Source organism: Cupriavidus sp. 01L45 (genome assembly GCF_056399885.1).
This window is the reverse complement of sequence record NZ_JBFTSG010000021.1, coordinates 1-14,345: the sequence shown is the minus strand read 5'-3', so window position 1 is coordinate 14,345 and position 14,345 is coordinate 1. Positions and strand designations below refer to the sequence as shown.

At 65.3% G+C, this 14,345-nt stretch carries 12 protein-coding genes; 6 read left to right on the top strand and 6 right to left on the bottom strand.

Features of this window, described 5'->3' with window-relative positions; genetic code table 11:
* Positions 1–63: 63 nt before the first annotated feature.
* Together truB and AC1DT6_RS16240 are read left to right on the top strand one after the other, a co-directional pair.
* The gene (truB, locus tag AC1DT6_RS16245; RefSeq protein WP_441632192.1) at positions 64–1,011 is read left to right on the top strand and encodes a tRNA pseudouridine(55) synthase TruB; all 948 of its coding nucleotides are present in this window, start codon (positions 64–66) and stop codon (positions 1,009–1,011) included.
* A gap of 416 nt (positions 1,012–1,427) precedes the next feature.
* The gene (locus AC1DT6_RS16240) at positions 1,428–1,808 is read left to right on the top strand and encodes a GreA/GreB family elongation factor (protein ID WP_441632194.1); all 381 of its coding nucleotides are present in this window, start codon (positions 1,428–1,430) and stop codon (positions 1,806–1,808) included.
* Positions 1,809–1,916: 108 nt separating this feature from the next.
* On the opposite strand, the gene AC1DT6_RS16235 is transcribed toward AC1DT6_RS16240, so the two are convergent.
* The 4 genes from AC1DT6_RS16235 to AC1DT6_RS16220 all read right to left on the bottom strand — a co-directional run bounded on the left by AC1DT6_RS16235 (position 1,917) and on the right by AC1DT6_RS16220 (position 6,933).
* Positions 1,917–3,521 carry a DHA2 family efflux MFS transporter permease subunit gene (locus AC1DT6_RS16235; protein WP_477114779.1) on the bottom strand — a complete coding sequence of 535 codons (1,605 nt, stop codon included), beginning with the start codon at positions 3,519–3,521 and terminating at the stop codon, positions 1,917–1,919.
* 2 nt (positions 3,522–3,523) lie between these two features.
* The gene (locus tag AC1DT6_RS16230) at positions 3,524–4,774 is read right to left on the bottom strand and encodes an HlyD family secretion protein (RefSeq protein WP_441632198.1); all 1,251 of its coding nucleotides are present in this window, start codon (positions 4,772–4,774) and stop codon (positions 3,524–3,526) included.
* A 73-nt stretch (positions 4,775–4,847) separates the two neighbouring features.
* Positions 4,848–6,353 carry an efflux transporter outer membrane subunit gene (locus tag AC1DT6_RS16225; RefSeq protein ID WP_441632200.1) on the bottom strand — a complete coding sequence of 502 codons (1,506 nt, stop codon included), beginning with the start codon at positions 6,351–6,353 and terminating at the stop codon, positions 4,848–4,850.
* A gap of 100 nt (positions 6,354–6,453) precedes the next feature.
* Positions 6,454–6,933: a MarR family winged helix-turn-helix transcriptional regulator gene (locus AC1DT6_RS16220; protein ID WP_035867882.1), complete on the bottom strand. Its 480-nt coding sequence runs from the start codon at positions 6,931–6,933 to the stop codon at positions 6,454–6,456.
* 224 nt (positions 6,934–7,157) lie between these two features.
* On the opposite strand from AC1DT6_RS16220, the gene typA reads away from it, so the two are divergent.
* Positions 7,158–8,978: a translational GTPase TypA gene (gene typA, locus AC1DT6_RS16215; RefSeq protein ID WP_035867884.1), complete on the top strand. Its 1,821-nt coding sequence runs from the start codon at positions 7,158–7,160 to the stop codon at positions 8,976–8,978.
* A 75-nt stretch (positions 8,979–9,053) separates the two neighbouring features.
* Here the strand turns inward: typA and AC1DT6_RS16210 are convergent, their stop codons facing one another.
* Complete coding sequence (locus tag AC1DT6_RS16210) at positions 9,054–9,959, bottom strand: sterol desaturase family protein (protein WP_441632203.1); 906 nt, start codon at positions 9,957–9,959, stop codon at positions 9,054–9,056.
* 242 nt (positions 9,960–10,201) lie between these two features.
* Here AC1DT6_RS16210 and AC1DT6_RS16205 point away from each other — a divergent pair, with 242 nt between their 5' ends.
* The 3 genes from AC1DT6_RS16205 to AC1DT6_RS16195 all read left to right on the top strand — a co-directional run bounded on the left by AC1DT6_RS16205 (position 10,202) and on the right by AC1DT6_RS16195 (position 13,652).
* Positions 10,202–11,764: a methyl-accepting chemotaxis protein gene (locus tag AC1DT6_RS16205; RefSeq protein WP_441632204.1), complete on the top strand. Its 1,563-nt coding sequence runs from the start codon at positions 10,202–10,204 to the stop codon at positions 11,762–11,764.
* A gap of 111 nt (positions 11,765–11,875) precedes the next feature.
* Complete coding sequence (locus tag AC1DT6_RS16200) at positions 11,876–12,952, top strand: enoyl-CoA hydratase/isomerase family protein (RefSeq protein WP_441632206.1); 1,077 nt, start codon at positions 11,876–11,878, stop codon at positions 12,950–12,952.
* 139 nt (positions 12,953–13,091) lie between these two features.
* The gene (locus AC1DT6_RS16195; protein WP_441632208.1) at positions 13,092–13,652 is read left to right on the top strand and encodes an NADPH-dependent FMN reductase; all 561 of its coding nucleotides are present in this window, start codon (positions 13,092–13,094) and stop codon (positions 13,650–13,652) included.
* A gap of 170 nt (positions 13,653–13,822) precedes the next feature.
* On the opposite strand, the gene AC1DT6_RS16190 is transcribed toward AC1DT6_RS16195, so the two are convergent.
* Entirely contained in the window at positions 13,823–14,137 is a 315-nt protein-coding gene (locus AC1DT6_RS16190) for a hypothetical protein (protein ID WP_441632210.1), read from the bottom strand.
* Positions 14,138–14,345: the final 208 nt, after the last annotated feature.

The window sequence follows — 14,345 nt, the reverse complement described above, 5'->3', positions numbered from 1 at the left end:
CTTGTCTTGTTTCCGTTTGTCGCGCCGGGCTCGGAATCCCGCCGGCGCCACATTGCTCCCGTCATGACCGATCCCCAAAACAACCGCCCGCCCCGGCAGCCCCGCCGCGAGGTGCATGGTGTACTGCTGCTCGACAAGCCGCTCGGCCTGTCGTCCAACGATGCGCTGGTGCGTGCCAAGCGCCTGCTGCGCGCGCTCAAGGCCGGCCATACCGGCACGCTCGACCCGCTTGCCACCGGGCTGTTGCCGTTGTGCTTCGGCGAGGCGACCAAGTTTTCGCAGGACCTGCTTGAGGCCGACAAGACCTACGAGGCGGTCGTGCGCCTGGGCATCAAGACCGCCACCGGCGATGCCGAAGGCGAGGCGATTGTGGAACGCCCGGTGACGTGTGACATGGAGGCACTGCGAGAAGCCATGACGCGCTTTGCGGGAGAAATCGAGCAGGTGCCGCCGATGCATTCCGCGCTGAAGAAAGACGGGCGCCCGTTGTACGAGTACGCGCGCGCGGGCCAGACAGTGGAGCGCGCGGCGCGCCGCGTCACCATTCGCGAAATCACGCTGCTGGAGTGCGGCTTGCCGCTGGCACCCACCTTCAGCATGCGCGTGACTTGCAGCAAGGGCACCTATATCCGCACCCTGGCCGAAGATATCGGCGAGGCGCTGGGCTGTGGCGCGCACCTGACCGGCTTGCGCCGCACCGCGGTTGGCGACCTGAGCCTGGCCGGCGCGGTCACGCTGGAACAGATCGAACAGCACGGCGATGACGAACGCCCGGCGTTGCTGGCTCCGGTCGATGCCTTGTTGCAGCGCTGCGTTCCGGTGACGCTCGATGCGGCGGCGATGGGACGCTTCCTGCAGGGGCAGCGTATTGCGCAGCGCGACCTGCCTGCCGGCACCGCGCTGGCGGAGGACGAGCTTGCCCGCGTCTATGGCGATGCACCGCAACGCCTGTTGGGCGTGGCACGCATGCGCGAAGGGGCGCTCCGTCCCGAGCGGCTGGTCAAGCTATAAGGGAGGCGGGCGCCCGACCCTGCTCCGAATGGCGCATCGGCCTGACTTTGGTGCTACCAACGTGTTGCATCGCGCAAAAAGGCCGCTTCACATCACGAGAGCCGCGGCGAAAGCGCGCAGGGTTGGCGCGATGCCTTTCCTTTGTGGCGGATATTTGTTTAAATATAAAATATCTGTCGCGCAACCCGGCGCATCCTGCGTCCGGGCACACGCGGCACGACTGCAGAGCCTTCGTGAACCGCCTCTTCCTGCTCTTACGCGCGGCAACAGCCGCCTCGCTCGCTGCCGCCCGGTACGCTGCCTGATCCGCCTGCAAGGCGCGTCGAAGCGCAGCGCACCGGGCCGAACCTCGCTCCCCCCAGAAGCCAAATGCCACACGCGCGACCACGTCGCGCGCGTTGACACCGGGAGTCGGCATGCGAAAGACAGTTTTCCTCACCCCCTGCGATATCGAACGCCTGAATGCGCTCGCCGCCGATCAACGGACGGCGGCGCTCCAGCGCAAGTCCATCCGCGAAGTCATCGGACGTGCCGTGGTCGGCGCCTCCGCCAACCGGCCGCGCGAGGTGGTCACGCTGAATGCACCTTTTCTCTGCATTGAGGCGCAGCACCGCGAGCACTTTGTCTGGCGCATCGTCTACCCCGATGTGGCGGACTTCCGGCGCGGACAGCTGTCTGTCCTGTCGCCCGCCGGCATGGCGTTGCTAGGGACGCCAACTGGATGGCATGTTCGCCTGCCCGTCGCCGATGGTGCGCAGTCAGTCGAATTCGTGGTGCAGGAAATCCTGCCGGCTTGAACCGGTAGGGGAGGGTCGAGCAGGTACGCCGGCGATTGGCGATTGGGGGGGAGGCCGATGCCTGTGAGGGCACCGGCCTGGCCCGGGGGCGCGAAGCACTCGCTTGGCTTAGTGCGCCCCGGCGGCGGAGGCGTCAAGTTCGCCTCCCTTTTTCGGCTTGGTCAGCCAGACGAAAACAATCAGCACGAAGAACAGCACGCCCGAGATCCAGAAGATGTCGTTGGCGCCGAGCATGGCCGCCTGYTGCGAAATGCTGCGCTCGATCTGACCAATGGCCTGGGCCTGGCTCATGCCCAACTGCGTCAGGTGATTCAACTGGTCGGCGTATGCCGGGTTGTAAGGGTTGACCTGTTCCACCAGCTGCGCGTGATGCATCGCCGTGCGGTTCTCCCAGATTGTGGTCGAGATCGAAGCGCCGATCGCGCCGAAGGTGATCCGCACGAAGTTGGAGACGCCCGAGGCCGACGGGATCTTCTCCGGCGGCTGGCCGGACAGGATGATCGAGGTCMGCGGGATAAAGAACATCGCCATCGCCGCACCCTGGATCAGCGTCGGGATCATCAGCGAGCGGGTATCGACCTGCAGGGTGAAGCCCGAACGCATGAGGCTGACCACGCCAAAGGTGATGAAGGCCACGGTGGCGACCCAGCGGGCATCCATCCTGGGCAGGTTCTTCCCGATCACCGGGGACAGCAGGATAGCGAAGATCCCGACCGGCGCCATCACGATGCCGGCATTGGTCGCGGTATAGCCGACGATGGTTTGCAGCCACAGCGGCAGGATCACCAGGTTGCCGAAGAACAGTCCGTACGCGACCGAGATGGCGACCACGCCCGCGCTGAAATTGCGGCCCTTGAACAGCGTGATATCCACGATCGGATGCTTTTCATAGCTCTCCCAGATGAGGAAGAACAGAAATCCGACAATGGCCACCACGGTCAGCACCACGATCGAGGTCGAGTGGAACCAGTCCAGCTCCTTGCCCTTGTCGAGCATGAGCTGCATCGACCCCACCCAGATCACCAGCAGCGCCAGCCCGATCCGGTCGATCGGCAGGATCTTGACGGGCGTTTCGCGATCGCGGTAGATCGCCCAGGTGGCATAGGCAGCGCCAAGGCCCACCGGGATGTTGATGTAGAAGATCCACGGCCAGGTCATGTTGTCTGAGATCCAGCCGCCCAGCAGCGGCCCCATGATCGGCGCCACCAGGGTGGTCATGCCCCATAGCGCCAGCGCCATGGTGCTCTTCTGCGGTGGATAGCTCGATAGCAGCAGCGATTGCGACAGCGGGATCATGGGCCCGGCCACGGCGCCTTGCAGCACGCGCGCCGCCAGCAGGACTTCCAGGTTGGGCGCGACGCCGCACAGCCACGACGAGAGCACGAACAGCAGGATCGAGGTGATGAACAGCCGTACCGCCCCGAAGCGCGTTGTCAGCCAGCCTGTGAGCGGCACCGAGATCGCGTTGGCCACCGCGAACGAGGTGATGACCCAGGTGCCCTGGTTGGGCGCCACGCCGAGGTCGCCCGAAATCGCCGGAATCGACACGTTGGCGATGGACGAGTCGAGCACGTTCATGAACGTGGCCAGCGACAGCGCGATGGTGCCGATGATCAGTTTGCCGCCCGAGAGCGGTACTGGCGCGGCAGGGCGCGCAGCCGGCGCGGGGGCGCCGGGAGCGGCGCCGTCGCGCGCGGGGATGGAGGTGGCCATGTTCAGGTGTTGGCGGGCTTGGCCGAGGCGGGGGCTGCAACCGGCGCTGCCATGGGTTCGGCCGCATGGCGGCCGCCATTGTTCAGCGAGATGATGCGGGCGATCAGCGCGTCGGCGTCCTGCGCGACCTTTTCATAGACGTCGGTCTGCATCGGCCGGGCGACCGTGGTGCTGGACATCGCAGCGCCTTCCTCCTTGCGCACGTCGACGGTCACGTTCATCGACAGGCCGACACGCAGCGGGTGGTCCTTCAGCTGCTTCGGATCCAGCGCGATACGCACCGGCAGGCGCTGGACCACCTTGATCCAGTTGCCGGTGGCATTCTGCGCCGGCAGCAGCGAGAAGGCCGAGCCGGTACCGGCCGAGAAACCCTCTACCTTGCCGTTGTAAGTCACCTTGGATCCGTACAGGTCGGCCTCCAGCGTGACCGGCTGGCCAACACGCATATGCGTGATCTGCACTTCCTTGAAGTTGGCGTCGATCCACACCTGGTCCAGCGGCACCACGGCCATCAGCGGCGCGCCCGGTGCCACGCGCTGGCCCACCTGCACCGAACGCTTGGCCACGTAGCCCGTCACCGGCGCCGGCAGGGTCGAGCGCGCGAACGCGAGGTAGGCGGCACGCAGGTTGGCCGCGGCACGCTGCACATTGGGATGCTTCTCCACCGTGGTCTGGTCGGTCAGCACCTTGTTGGACGCCAGTTGCTCGCGTGTTGCCGACAGCGCCGACTGGGCTGCCGTCAGCGCCGTCTGGGCGTGCGAAATTTCTTCACCCGACACCGCGCCGGAGTTGGCGATGGCCATGCGCCGCCTGAGATCTTCCTTCGCCTTGGCCACATCGGCCTCGCGCATCGCCACGTTGGCTGCCAGCGAACCGTTGTTGACGTAGAGGGTGCGGACCTCGCGCACGGCTTGCGCCAGCTGCGCTTCGGCTTGTTCCAGGGCGACCTGCGAGTCGGCGCGGTCGAGCTGGATCAAGGGCTGACCGGCAGTGACCAGTTGCGTGTCGTCGGCCGCGATCGAGATCACGGTGCCGCCCACCAGCGGCGTAACCTGCACGACATTACCCGCCACATAGGCGTCGTCGGTGCTTTCGAAATGGCGCGCGTACAGGCCCCAGTAAACGCCGTAGCCCACGCCGGCCACCACTACCGCGGCGGTCAGGGAAAGCAGCAGGCGCTTGCGCTTGCCGTTGTTGTTGACGGGGGCCGCCTGGGAGGCGGGAGTCTGGGCCGCTTGCTTGTTATCGCTCATGATCGTCTTTGAAGAATGCTGTCGGTACCGTTGGTCTGTTCTTGTTGTCTGTGCCTGCGCTGCGAGGGCGGGCTTAGCCGCGTGCCTCGGCCGGCTTTGGCGTGCCTTCGGCTTGTTCCTGGTAGCCCCCGCCGAGCGCTTTCATCAGGCCCACTTGCAGATCCAGGCGGCGCGCCTGCAGGTCGGTGGCAAGGCGGCGCTGCTGCAGCACATTGCTTTCGGCATTGAGCACGGTGAGCTGCGTGCCCAGTCCGGCCTTGTAGCGGATGGTGGCCAGCGAGTAAGCCCGCTCGGCCAGGGCCAGTGCTTCGCGCTGGGCCGTGATCTGCGTGTCCACGCTGCGGATGCTGGCGACCGTATCGGCGGTTTCGCGCAGCGCGTCGACCAGCGTCTGGTTGTAGTTTGCCGCGGCGAGGTCGTATTGCGCGTACTTGCCCTTCAGGTTGGCGCGCAGCTTGCCACCCTGGAAAATCGGCAGGCGGATGGCCGGGCCGATGCCGAAGGTGCGGCTGATACTCATCAGCAGGTTGGCGGGGTCCAGCGAGGCGACGCCGGCGAAGGCGGTCAGGCTGACGGCGGGCAGGAATTCCGCGCGCGCCACCTCGATATCCTTGCTACTGGCCTCGACGCGCCAGCGGGCTGCAACCAGGTCGGGGCGGCGGCCCAGCAAGTCGATGGTGAGGTTGTCCGGCAGTTGCGGTGTGTCTTGCGCCAGGATGGTCGGGCGCTGGATCGCCAGGCCGCGGTCCGGGCCCTTGCCCAACAGGGCGGCGAGCTGGTTGCGCGCCAGCGTGATGTCTTCGTCCACGCGCAGCAGGTCGGTTTGCGCCGAAGCCACCGTGCCGCGTGCCTGGGTGGTTTCCACCTGGGTATCCAGCCCGGCGCTGAGACGCTCGCTCGACAACTGGGTCAGGCCGCGCCGCTGGGCGATAGCGCGCTCGGCCACGTCGCGTTGCGCGTACAAGGCGGCAAGGCGCGCATAGGTGCGGGCCACGGATGTGGTCAGGATCAGGCGCGAGGCCTGGCTTTCGGCCTCAATGGCGCGATCGTCGGACAGCGCGGCTTCGAGCGCCGCGCGATTCTTGCCCCAGAAATCGAAGTCGTACGACAGGCCGGCTTGCAGGCGTGTCTGGTTTTGCCACGAACCGGCCAGCGGCGTGCCTTCAAACAGGTCTGTCTCGGAAAAGCGCTGGCGTACCAGGCTGCCTTGGAGGTCGACCTGTGGATACAGGGCGCTGCGGGTGGCGTCGGCGATCGCGCGCGAGGCTTCCACGCGGGCGAAAGCGGCTTGCAGGTTAGGGCTGTCCTTCACCGCCTCGTCGACCAGGCCGCGCAACTGCGCATCCTTGAACTGGTCGATCCAGTCGAGCGAGGGCCATTGGCCGTGCTGCGAGGGCAGGGACTGGGCGCTGGCAAGAGCGCCAGGGGCGGTGACCGTCTGCGTGCTGTGCGAATTGCCGAACGCGGCGCAACCCGCAAGAACCGCGGCCGCGAGCGCCGTCAGCGCCAGCGTGCCGGCCCGGCGGCCCGCCGCGCTTGCGCGCGGCGACAGGGCGAGAGAGAAGAGAGCTTGATTCATCTGGGTGCGGAACGACAGAGCCTTGTTGTTTGTTCTTTTATTCGAGAGGTCGGGGCGGCGGCGGCCGGGAGGCTTGGCAAAGGCGCGTCTGTTACGCCGGCTAGCCGCTGTTGTTGCTGATGATCCGGTGCAGCATCGAGCGGAAGGTCTGCAACTCGGTATCGGAAAAGCCCTTGAAATGCCGGTTCAGCACGCGGCAGTAGATCCGGGGCAACTCGTCCACCAGGATCCGGCCGGCGGGCGTGATCGACAGGTCGACCACGCGCCGGTCGGCATCGCTGCGCTGGCGCTCGATCAGGCCGCGTTTCTCCATGCGGCTGAGCAGGCGCGTGACAGAACCCATGTCCGTGTTGAGTTCCCGGCCCAGGTCGGTCACCGTGCTGCCACGGCCAGCGGCCAGCATCATCAGGCAGGTTGCCTGGGCATGCGTGATGTCCAGGCCGGTCACCTCCTGCTCCACCTCGTGCGACAACACGTTCTTGGCGCGCGCCATCAGGTAGCCCACGCTTTCGCCCATGCAATATTCGGCCGGGTCGAAGGGGTGGGTGTCATCGGGAGTGGATTGGGTCTGCTCGGACATCTCGCTCGGGTGCTTGTCGCTGCAATGTTTGTCGTGGCAACTATATGTTCACGATTTGCTAATCGCAAGGAGGGCAATTTGTTATTGCTAATGACGCAATAATCCAAATCCAGTCGAGCGGGGTGGGTAAGAAGTGTCCGAATGTCGGCCTCGGGTTTTGCGCCGCAACATGCTATAATTTCGGGTTATCTTTTGATGCTCAGCCCCCAAAGCGAGACGCTGCAATGACCCGCGCCATCCGCAATATCGCCATCATCGCTCACGTCGATCATGGCAAGACCACTCTGGTCGACCAACTCCTGCGCCAGGCAGGCACCTTCCGCGACAACCAGCAAGTGGTCGAGCGCGTGATGGATTCGAACGACATTGAAAAGGAACGCGGGATCACCATCCTCGCGAAGAATTGCGCTGTCGAATACAACGGCACCCATATCAATATCGTCGACACCCCTGGCCACGCCGACTTCGGCGGTGAAGTGGAGCGCGTGTTGTCGATGGTCGACGGCGTGCTGCTGCTGGTCGACGCCGTTGAAGGCCCGATGCCGCAGACCCGTTTCGTCACGCGCAAGGCGCTGGCGCTGGGCCTGAAGCCGATCGTGGTCATCAACAAGGTCGACCGTCCGGGCGCGCGTCCGGAATGGGTGATCAACCAGACTTTCGACCTGTTCGACAAGCTGGGCGCCACCGACGAACAGCTCGACTTCCCGGTGATCTACGCTTCGGGCCTGAACGGCTACGCCGGCCTGACCGACGACGTGCGCGAAGGCGACATGAAGCCGCTGTTCGAGACGGTGCTGTCCAAGGTGCCCGTCCGTGACGACAACCCGGATGGCCCGCTGCAGTTGCAGATCATCTCGCTCGATTACAACAGCTATGTCGGCAAGATCGGCGTGGGCCGCATTTCGCGTGGCCGCGCTCGCTCGCTGCAAGACGTGGTGGTCAAGTTCGGCCCCGAAGGCAACCCCATCAAGGGTCGTATCAACCAGGTGCTGAAGTTCCAGGGCCTGGAGCGCGAAATCGTGGCGGAAGCCGAAGCCGGCGACATCGTGCTGATCAACGGCATCGAAGAACTGGGCATCGGTTGTACCGTGTGCGCACCGGACGCGCAGGACGCGCTGCCGATGCTGAAGGTGGACGAGCCCACGCTGACCATGAACTTCTGCGTCAACACCTCGCCGCTGGCAGGCCGCGAAGGCAAGTTCGTGACCAGCCGCCAGCTGCGCGAGCGCCTGGACCGCGAACTGAAGTCGAACGTGGCGCTGCGCGTGGCCGAAACCGGCGACGACACCATCTTCGAAGTGTCGGGCCGCGGTGAACTGCACCTGACCATCCTGCTGGAAAACATGCGCCGCGAAGGCTACGAGCTGGCCGTGTCGCGCCCGCGCGTGGTGTTCAAGGAAATTGACGGCGTCAAGCACGAGCCGTACGAACTGCTGACCGTGGACGTCGAAGACGGCCACCAGGGCAGCGTGATGGAAGAACTGGGCCGCCGCAAGGGCGAACTGCTCGACATGGCATCGGACGGCAAGGGCCGCACCCGCCTCGAGTACCGCGTTCCGGCACGCGGCCTGATCGGCTTCCAGGGCGAGTTCCTGACGCTGACGCGCGGCACCGGCCTGATCAGCCACATCTTCGACGACTACGCGCCCGTGCGCGAAGGCGGCCTGGGTGAGCGCCACAACGGCGTGCTGATCTCGCAGGACGACGGCGATGCCGTGGCCTACGCACTGTGGAAGCTGCAGGACCGCGGCCGCATGTTCGTCAAGCCGGGCGATGCGCTGTACGAAGGCATGATCATCGGCATCCATAGCCGCGACAATGACCTGGTCGTGAACCCGATCAAGGGCAAGCAGCTGACCAACGTGCGCGCCTCGGGTACCGACGAAGCCGTGCGCCTGGTGCCGCCGATCCAGATGTCGCTGGAATACGCGGTGGAATTCATCGCCGACGACGAGCTGGTCGAGATCACGCCGAAGAGCATCCGCCTGCGCAAGCGTCACCTGAAGGAGCACGAGCGTAAGCGTGCTTCGCGCGAAACCGCGTAAGCGTTTCGCCTCGGGCAGTCTTGCCAACAAAAAACCGCGCCTTGTGCGCGGTTTTTTGTTGCCCGTTTTTCGGGGTTATCGGGGCTGTCGGGCATTCTGGCTGCGATCCGCTCCAAACGCCGCGCCGGGCGGCGCCAGCTTGGCGGCCGCTTCGCGCGGATTGCGCCACTCCGGCGGCTTCCAGAGATGGCGCGGATCCCGGTGGCGCCATGCGTCGGCGAACATGTCGCGCCATTCGTGGAAGGTGAGGGTGAGCGGGTTATGGCTGGCAATGCCTCGGGTTATGCCGTACTCGGGCGGCGCTTGCTCAGGCACGAAGGATCCGAACATCCGGTCCCACACGGTCAGCACGCCCGCATAGTTGCGGTCGATGTACTGCGGGTTCCTGGCATGGTGCACACGGTGGACCGAGGGCGTATTGACCAGCCATTCAAGCCGGTGCCAGCGGCCGCCCAGCCGCGTATGCACAAAGAACTGGAATGCGAGGTTCAGCCCCACCGCCAGGATCACCCAGTCGGGCGTGAAGCCGATCAGCGCCAGCGGAATCCAGAAGAGCCACATTCCCGAAAGCGGATAAGTCAGGCTCTGCCGGAAGGCCGTCGAGAAATTCATGCCCTCGGAGGAATGATGGGTGACGTGCGAGGCCCACATCCAGCGCACCCGATGGCTGGCGCGATGAAACCAGTAATAGAGAAAGTCCTGCAATAGCAGCAGCAGAAGAAACGACCACAGGGTTTGCGGCATCGCCTTCAACCCGTGCTGGTAGCTCCAGGTGTAGACCGTGCGCACCATCAGCCAGAGGAAAAAGGCATCCGACGCCTGATGCATCAGCGCCAGCGCCGCGTTGGAAACGGTATCGCGCAAGCTGTAGACGGCGGGATCGCGCCGCGCCCAGTACCACGCCTCCGCGCCGATGGTCAGCAGGAAGGCCGGCGCGAACGCCAGCAGGATCAGGCCGGGATCGATTGTTGACGGTTTCATCCGGGCAATGTTGCGCGATTCAGGGTGTTTTGTCTGGAGGCGGCCCTCTATACGCCCGTGTGGCGTTGCCAAATGCGCACGCCGATGCACTCAGTAATGCTTGTGACGCACATTTGCATTCCTGATCATTTTGCACGACTGAATATCCATGCGCGTGGGGTCAAGCCGGCAAGCGTGGCGCCGTTATAGCAGGGCGGCTGAAAACAGAGCCGCGTCAGCGCTAATTCCAACGGGGAGCCCTCATGTTTCGCAACACCACCATCGGTACTAGATTGTGGATTTTGACTGTTGTTACCAATATGTTGTTGCTGGTTGTCGGTGCCGTAGGCTGGCTCGGCATGTCGTGCAGCAATGACGCCACCCGGCAGATCTACCAGCAGCAGCTCGCCGCCGCCGTGAATCTGGCAGAGGCACGCTCGAACCAGTTGCTCGTTCGCGTCTTGCTGGACCAGGCCACCTTTGCCGCCGACCCGGCCGATGCGCGTGCGCGTGCCGCTACCGCAGAGGGCTTTGCGCGCCAGTCGGACGCCGCCTGGAAGGCTTACCTGGCGCTGCCGCGTTCGCCCGAGGAAGCCAAGGCCGCCGAGGAAGTTGCCGCCAGGCGTGAAGCGTTGTTCACGCAAGGCGTCTCACCGATGATCGCAGCGCTGCATCAAGGGGACCGCGAGGCCGTGATGCGTGCCGTGCTGGAAACCATTCCCAAGCTCGATATCGCTTTTACCGCCGTCAACACCGAGCTGGGCAGGCTACAGGTCGCCAGCGCGGAGGCGGTCTATCACGGTTCGCAGGAGCGCTACACCACGTTGCGCTCGCTCTCGATTGGCGTGCTGGCGCTCGGGCTGTGCTTCAGCACGGTGGTGGCCTGGCGCTTGCGCCGCTCCATCGTGGGTCCCCTCGATGCGGCCATCGCACGCTTCGAACGCATCGCGGCCGGCGATCTTGGCGCTAAGTCCGATGGCGCGGGTTTGAGCGCCGAGGGCGAGCGCAGCGAGACAGGCCGGATGCTGGCCATGCTCGGCCGCATGCAGGCGAGCCTGGCCGCGATGGTGAGCGATGTGCGCGGTGGCGCGGACTCGATTGCCGCCGCCAGCAAGCAGATCGCCAGCGGCAACAGCGATCTCTCGCAGCGCACCGAGCAGCAAGCCGCGTCGCTGGAAGAGACCGCATCCAGCATGGAGCAGCTCACGGGCACGGTACGCCAGAACGCCGACAGCGCGCGCGAGGCCAACGACCTTGCCAGCGATGCCACCGGCCTGGCGGAGCGCGGCAGCGACGCTGTGGCGCGGGTGGCAAGCACGATGCAAGCCATTGATGCCAGCGCCAACAAGATCGTGGACATCATCGACGTGATTGAGAAAATTGCGTTCCAGACTAATATCCTCGCGCTCAACGCGGCGGTGGAGGCTGCGCGAGCCGGCGAGCACGGGCGCGGCTTCGCGGTGGTGGCGGGTGATGTGCGCGATCTTTCGCAACGTTGCGCGGGCGCTTCCAAGGAGATCCGCACGCTGATCGGCGATTCGGTGTCCCGGGTGCGCGCCGGCGGCGAGATGGTGGATCAGGCGGGGCAGGTGATGCAGGAGATGGTAAATGCGGTGCGGCGCGTGAGCGGCATCATGGGCGGCATCAGCTCGGCCTCCGACGAGCAATCGCGCGGGATCGAGCAGGTCAACCAGGCGGTGGCGCAGATGGACGGCATGACCCAGCAGAACGCCGCGCTGGTCGAGCAGGCAGCCGCCGCCGCGGCATCGCTGGAAGACCAGGCGCAGCGCCTGACAGGGCTGATGTCGGCGTTCCGGGTGGTCTGAGCGGATGGCGCGCGGCGGCGCTGAGCGGCACGCCGCGCGCCATGTGCCGGCGGGTGCGGCCTGCGGCGCGGCTGGTGTAAAGTTGCGGGTTGCATTCGCGGAGAAAGAGACATGACTGAATTGGTCGCAAGCGAGATTCGCGGCGGTATCGGCTACCTGACGCTGAACCGGCCCCAGGCGCTCAACGCGCTTTCGCTGGAGATGATTCGCGCCATTACCACGGCGCTCAATGACTGGGCGGTGGCGCCCGAGGTGGTGGCGGTGGTCATCGCCGGCGCTGGCGGCAAGGCCTTTTGCGCCGGCGGCGACATTCGCTTCTTCCACAAGGCCGCGCAGGCCGGCGATCCTTCGCTCGACCAGTTCTTTGTCGAGGAGTACGCGCTCAATCACCTGATCCATCGGTATGCCAAGCCCTATATCGCGTTGATGGATGGCGTGGTGATGGGCGGCGGCATGGGCATCTCGCAAGGTGCGCGCCGCCGGCTGGTGACCGAGCGGACCAAGATGGCCATGCCCGAAACCAATATCGGCCTGTTTCCCGACGTGGGCGGCGGCTGGTTCCTGTCGCGCACGCCAGGCCGCCTGGGCGAATACCTGGGCCTGACCGGCGCCATGATCCATGCCGCCGACGCACTGCATGCCGGCCTGGCCGATGCCTACCTGCCGGGCAATGCGATGGCCGAGCTGGTGGACACCCTGCGTGCCCGCGACTTCGCCAATGGCGACGCCGTGCTGGCATGCATCGACGAGGCCACCGCCGCGCACCGTGCAGCCTGCCCGCCGGGGGAAAGCCAGTTGGCCGCGCTGCAGGATGATATCGACCGTCTGTTCGCCGCTGCCTCGGTGATCGACATCCTGGCTGCCGTCAGCGATGCCGGCTCCGACTGGGCCGCGCAGACAGCCGCCATGCTGCGCGCACGCTCGCCGCTGATGCTGAATGTCACGCTGGAGCAAATCCGCCGCGCCCGCACCATGTCGCTGGAAGACGAACTGCGCATGGAGCTGGACATGATGTACTACGTGTTCCGTCAAGGCGATGGCGTCGAGGGCATTCGTGCACTGGCGGTCGACAAGGACCATGCGCCCAAGTGGCAGCCGGCGCGCCTGGATGAGGTAAGCCGCGAACGCGTGCGCGCCTTCTTCGACAGTCCCTGGGCGCACGGCGGACATCCCCTCGCGTCGCTGTAGGCACGTGCCGGGCGGTTCCTTTCCCGCAAATGGATTAGAGTGTCGTCTGGACCTGCCGCTGCGCGCAGCACGCTGTCTGTGCCGACCGGGACGGTTGTGTCCTGCCACCCATGGTGCAGTGAACGAGAAAGGAATCGCGATGAGTACTCCCCGTGACGTAGCCGTACTGGTAGGCAGCCTGCGCAAGGACTCCTTCACCCGCAAGCTCGCGCTGGCGCTGGCCGCGATGGCGCCGGCAGGCATCAAGCTCGAGATCATCGAGATCGGGCAGCTCCCGCTGTACAACCAGGACGAAGACGCCAGCCCGCCCGCGCCGTGGGTGGTCTTTCGTGATCGCATCCGCCGTGCCGATGCCGTGCTGTTCGTGACGCCGGAATACAACCGCTCGGTGCCGGCGGCACTCAAGAATGCCATCGACGTCGGCTCCCGCCCCTATGGCAAGAGTGCCTGGGACGGCAAGCCGGGCGGTGTGATCAGCGCGTCGCCGGGCGCCGTCGGCGGTTTCGGCGCCAATCACCACCTGCGCCAGTCGCTCGTCTTCCTCAATATCCCCGTGCTGCAGCAGCCGGAAGCCTATATCAGCGGTGTCGATAAACTGTTCGACGAACAAGGCGGCATCGCCAACGAATCCACTCGCGGCTTCCTGGGCAAATACCTGACGACCTTCGAAGCCTGGATCGAGCGCAACGCACCGCGCTGATACTGGCAGAGGGGGACCGTCGTTGACTTCAGGCCCCTGACTTTGAAGTCTTTGACGTCAAGCAACAGGAATCAACGTCAACCCCCCCCCCAAAAAGCACTGACGCCCGCTGCCGACAGGGCAGCGGGCGCGGAGGGCAGAATATCGCTGCCTTGCGCTTCTGATTCTGCTTACTTGCGCTTGATGTCCGTGGCCGGCCGCTCCTGCGTACCTGCCAGCGGCTGGCCTGGAAAGCCCCCCGGATAGCTGATGACGCGCATGCCTCCCCCTGCCTTGCGCGGCGTCCATGCATGCCCGGCGCGAACTCTCGCGCCGCCTGTGATTGCCACCATGGCTTCCTTGTCGAGATCCACGCTGTCTGGCAAATCCTTGATGACGATGACGGCCATGACTTCCTCCTGCTTGATGGCGAGGGCCGGGTTGTCCAGCGCTCGCCGGGTGGGTGCGGGTGATGCGGCAAGCCCATCCAGATCAGTATAGGCCACGGGTTTTACCTCCGAGGCACTGCCTTTGCATGCGCAACGGCCGTGGAAACCGCAGGGGATTCCACGGAGCCTGGCGCATTTCGTTCAGACCTTGGCGTGGGTGGCGGCCCATTGCGACGGGTTGACGTCGATGCTCAGCGGGCCGAAGCCGGAGCCGATCACGCCGACGTTGTTGAGCGTGTTCACGTTGATGCTTTGCAGCTGGGCG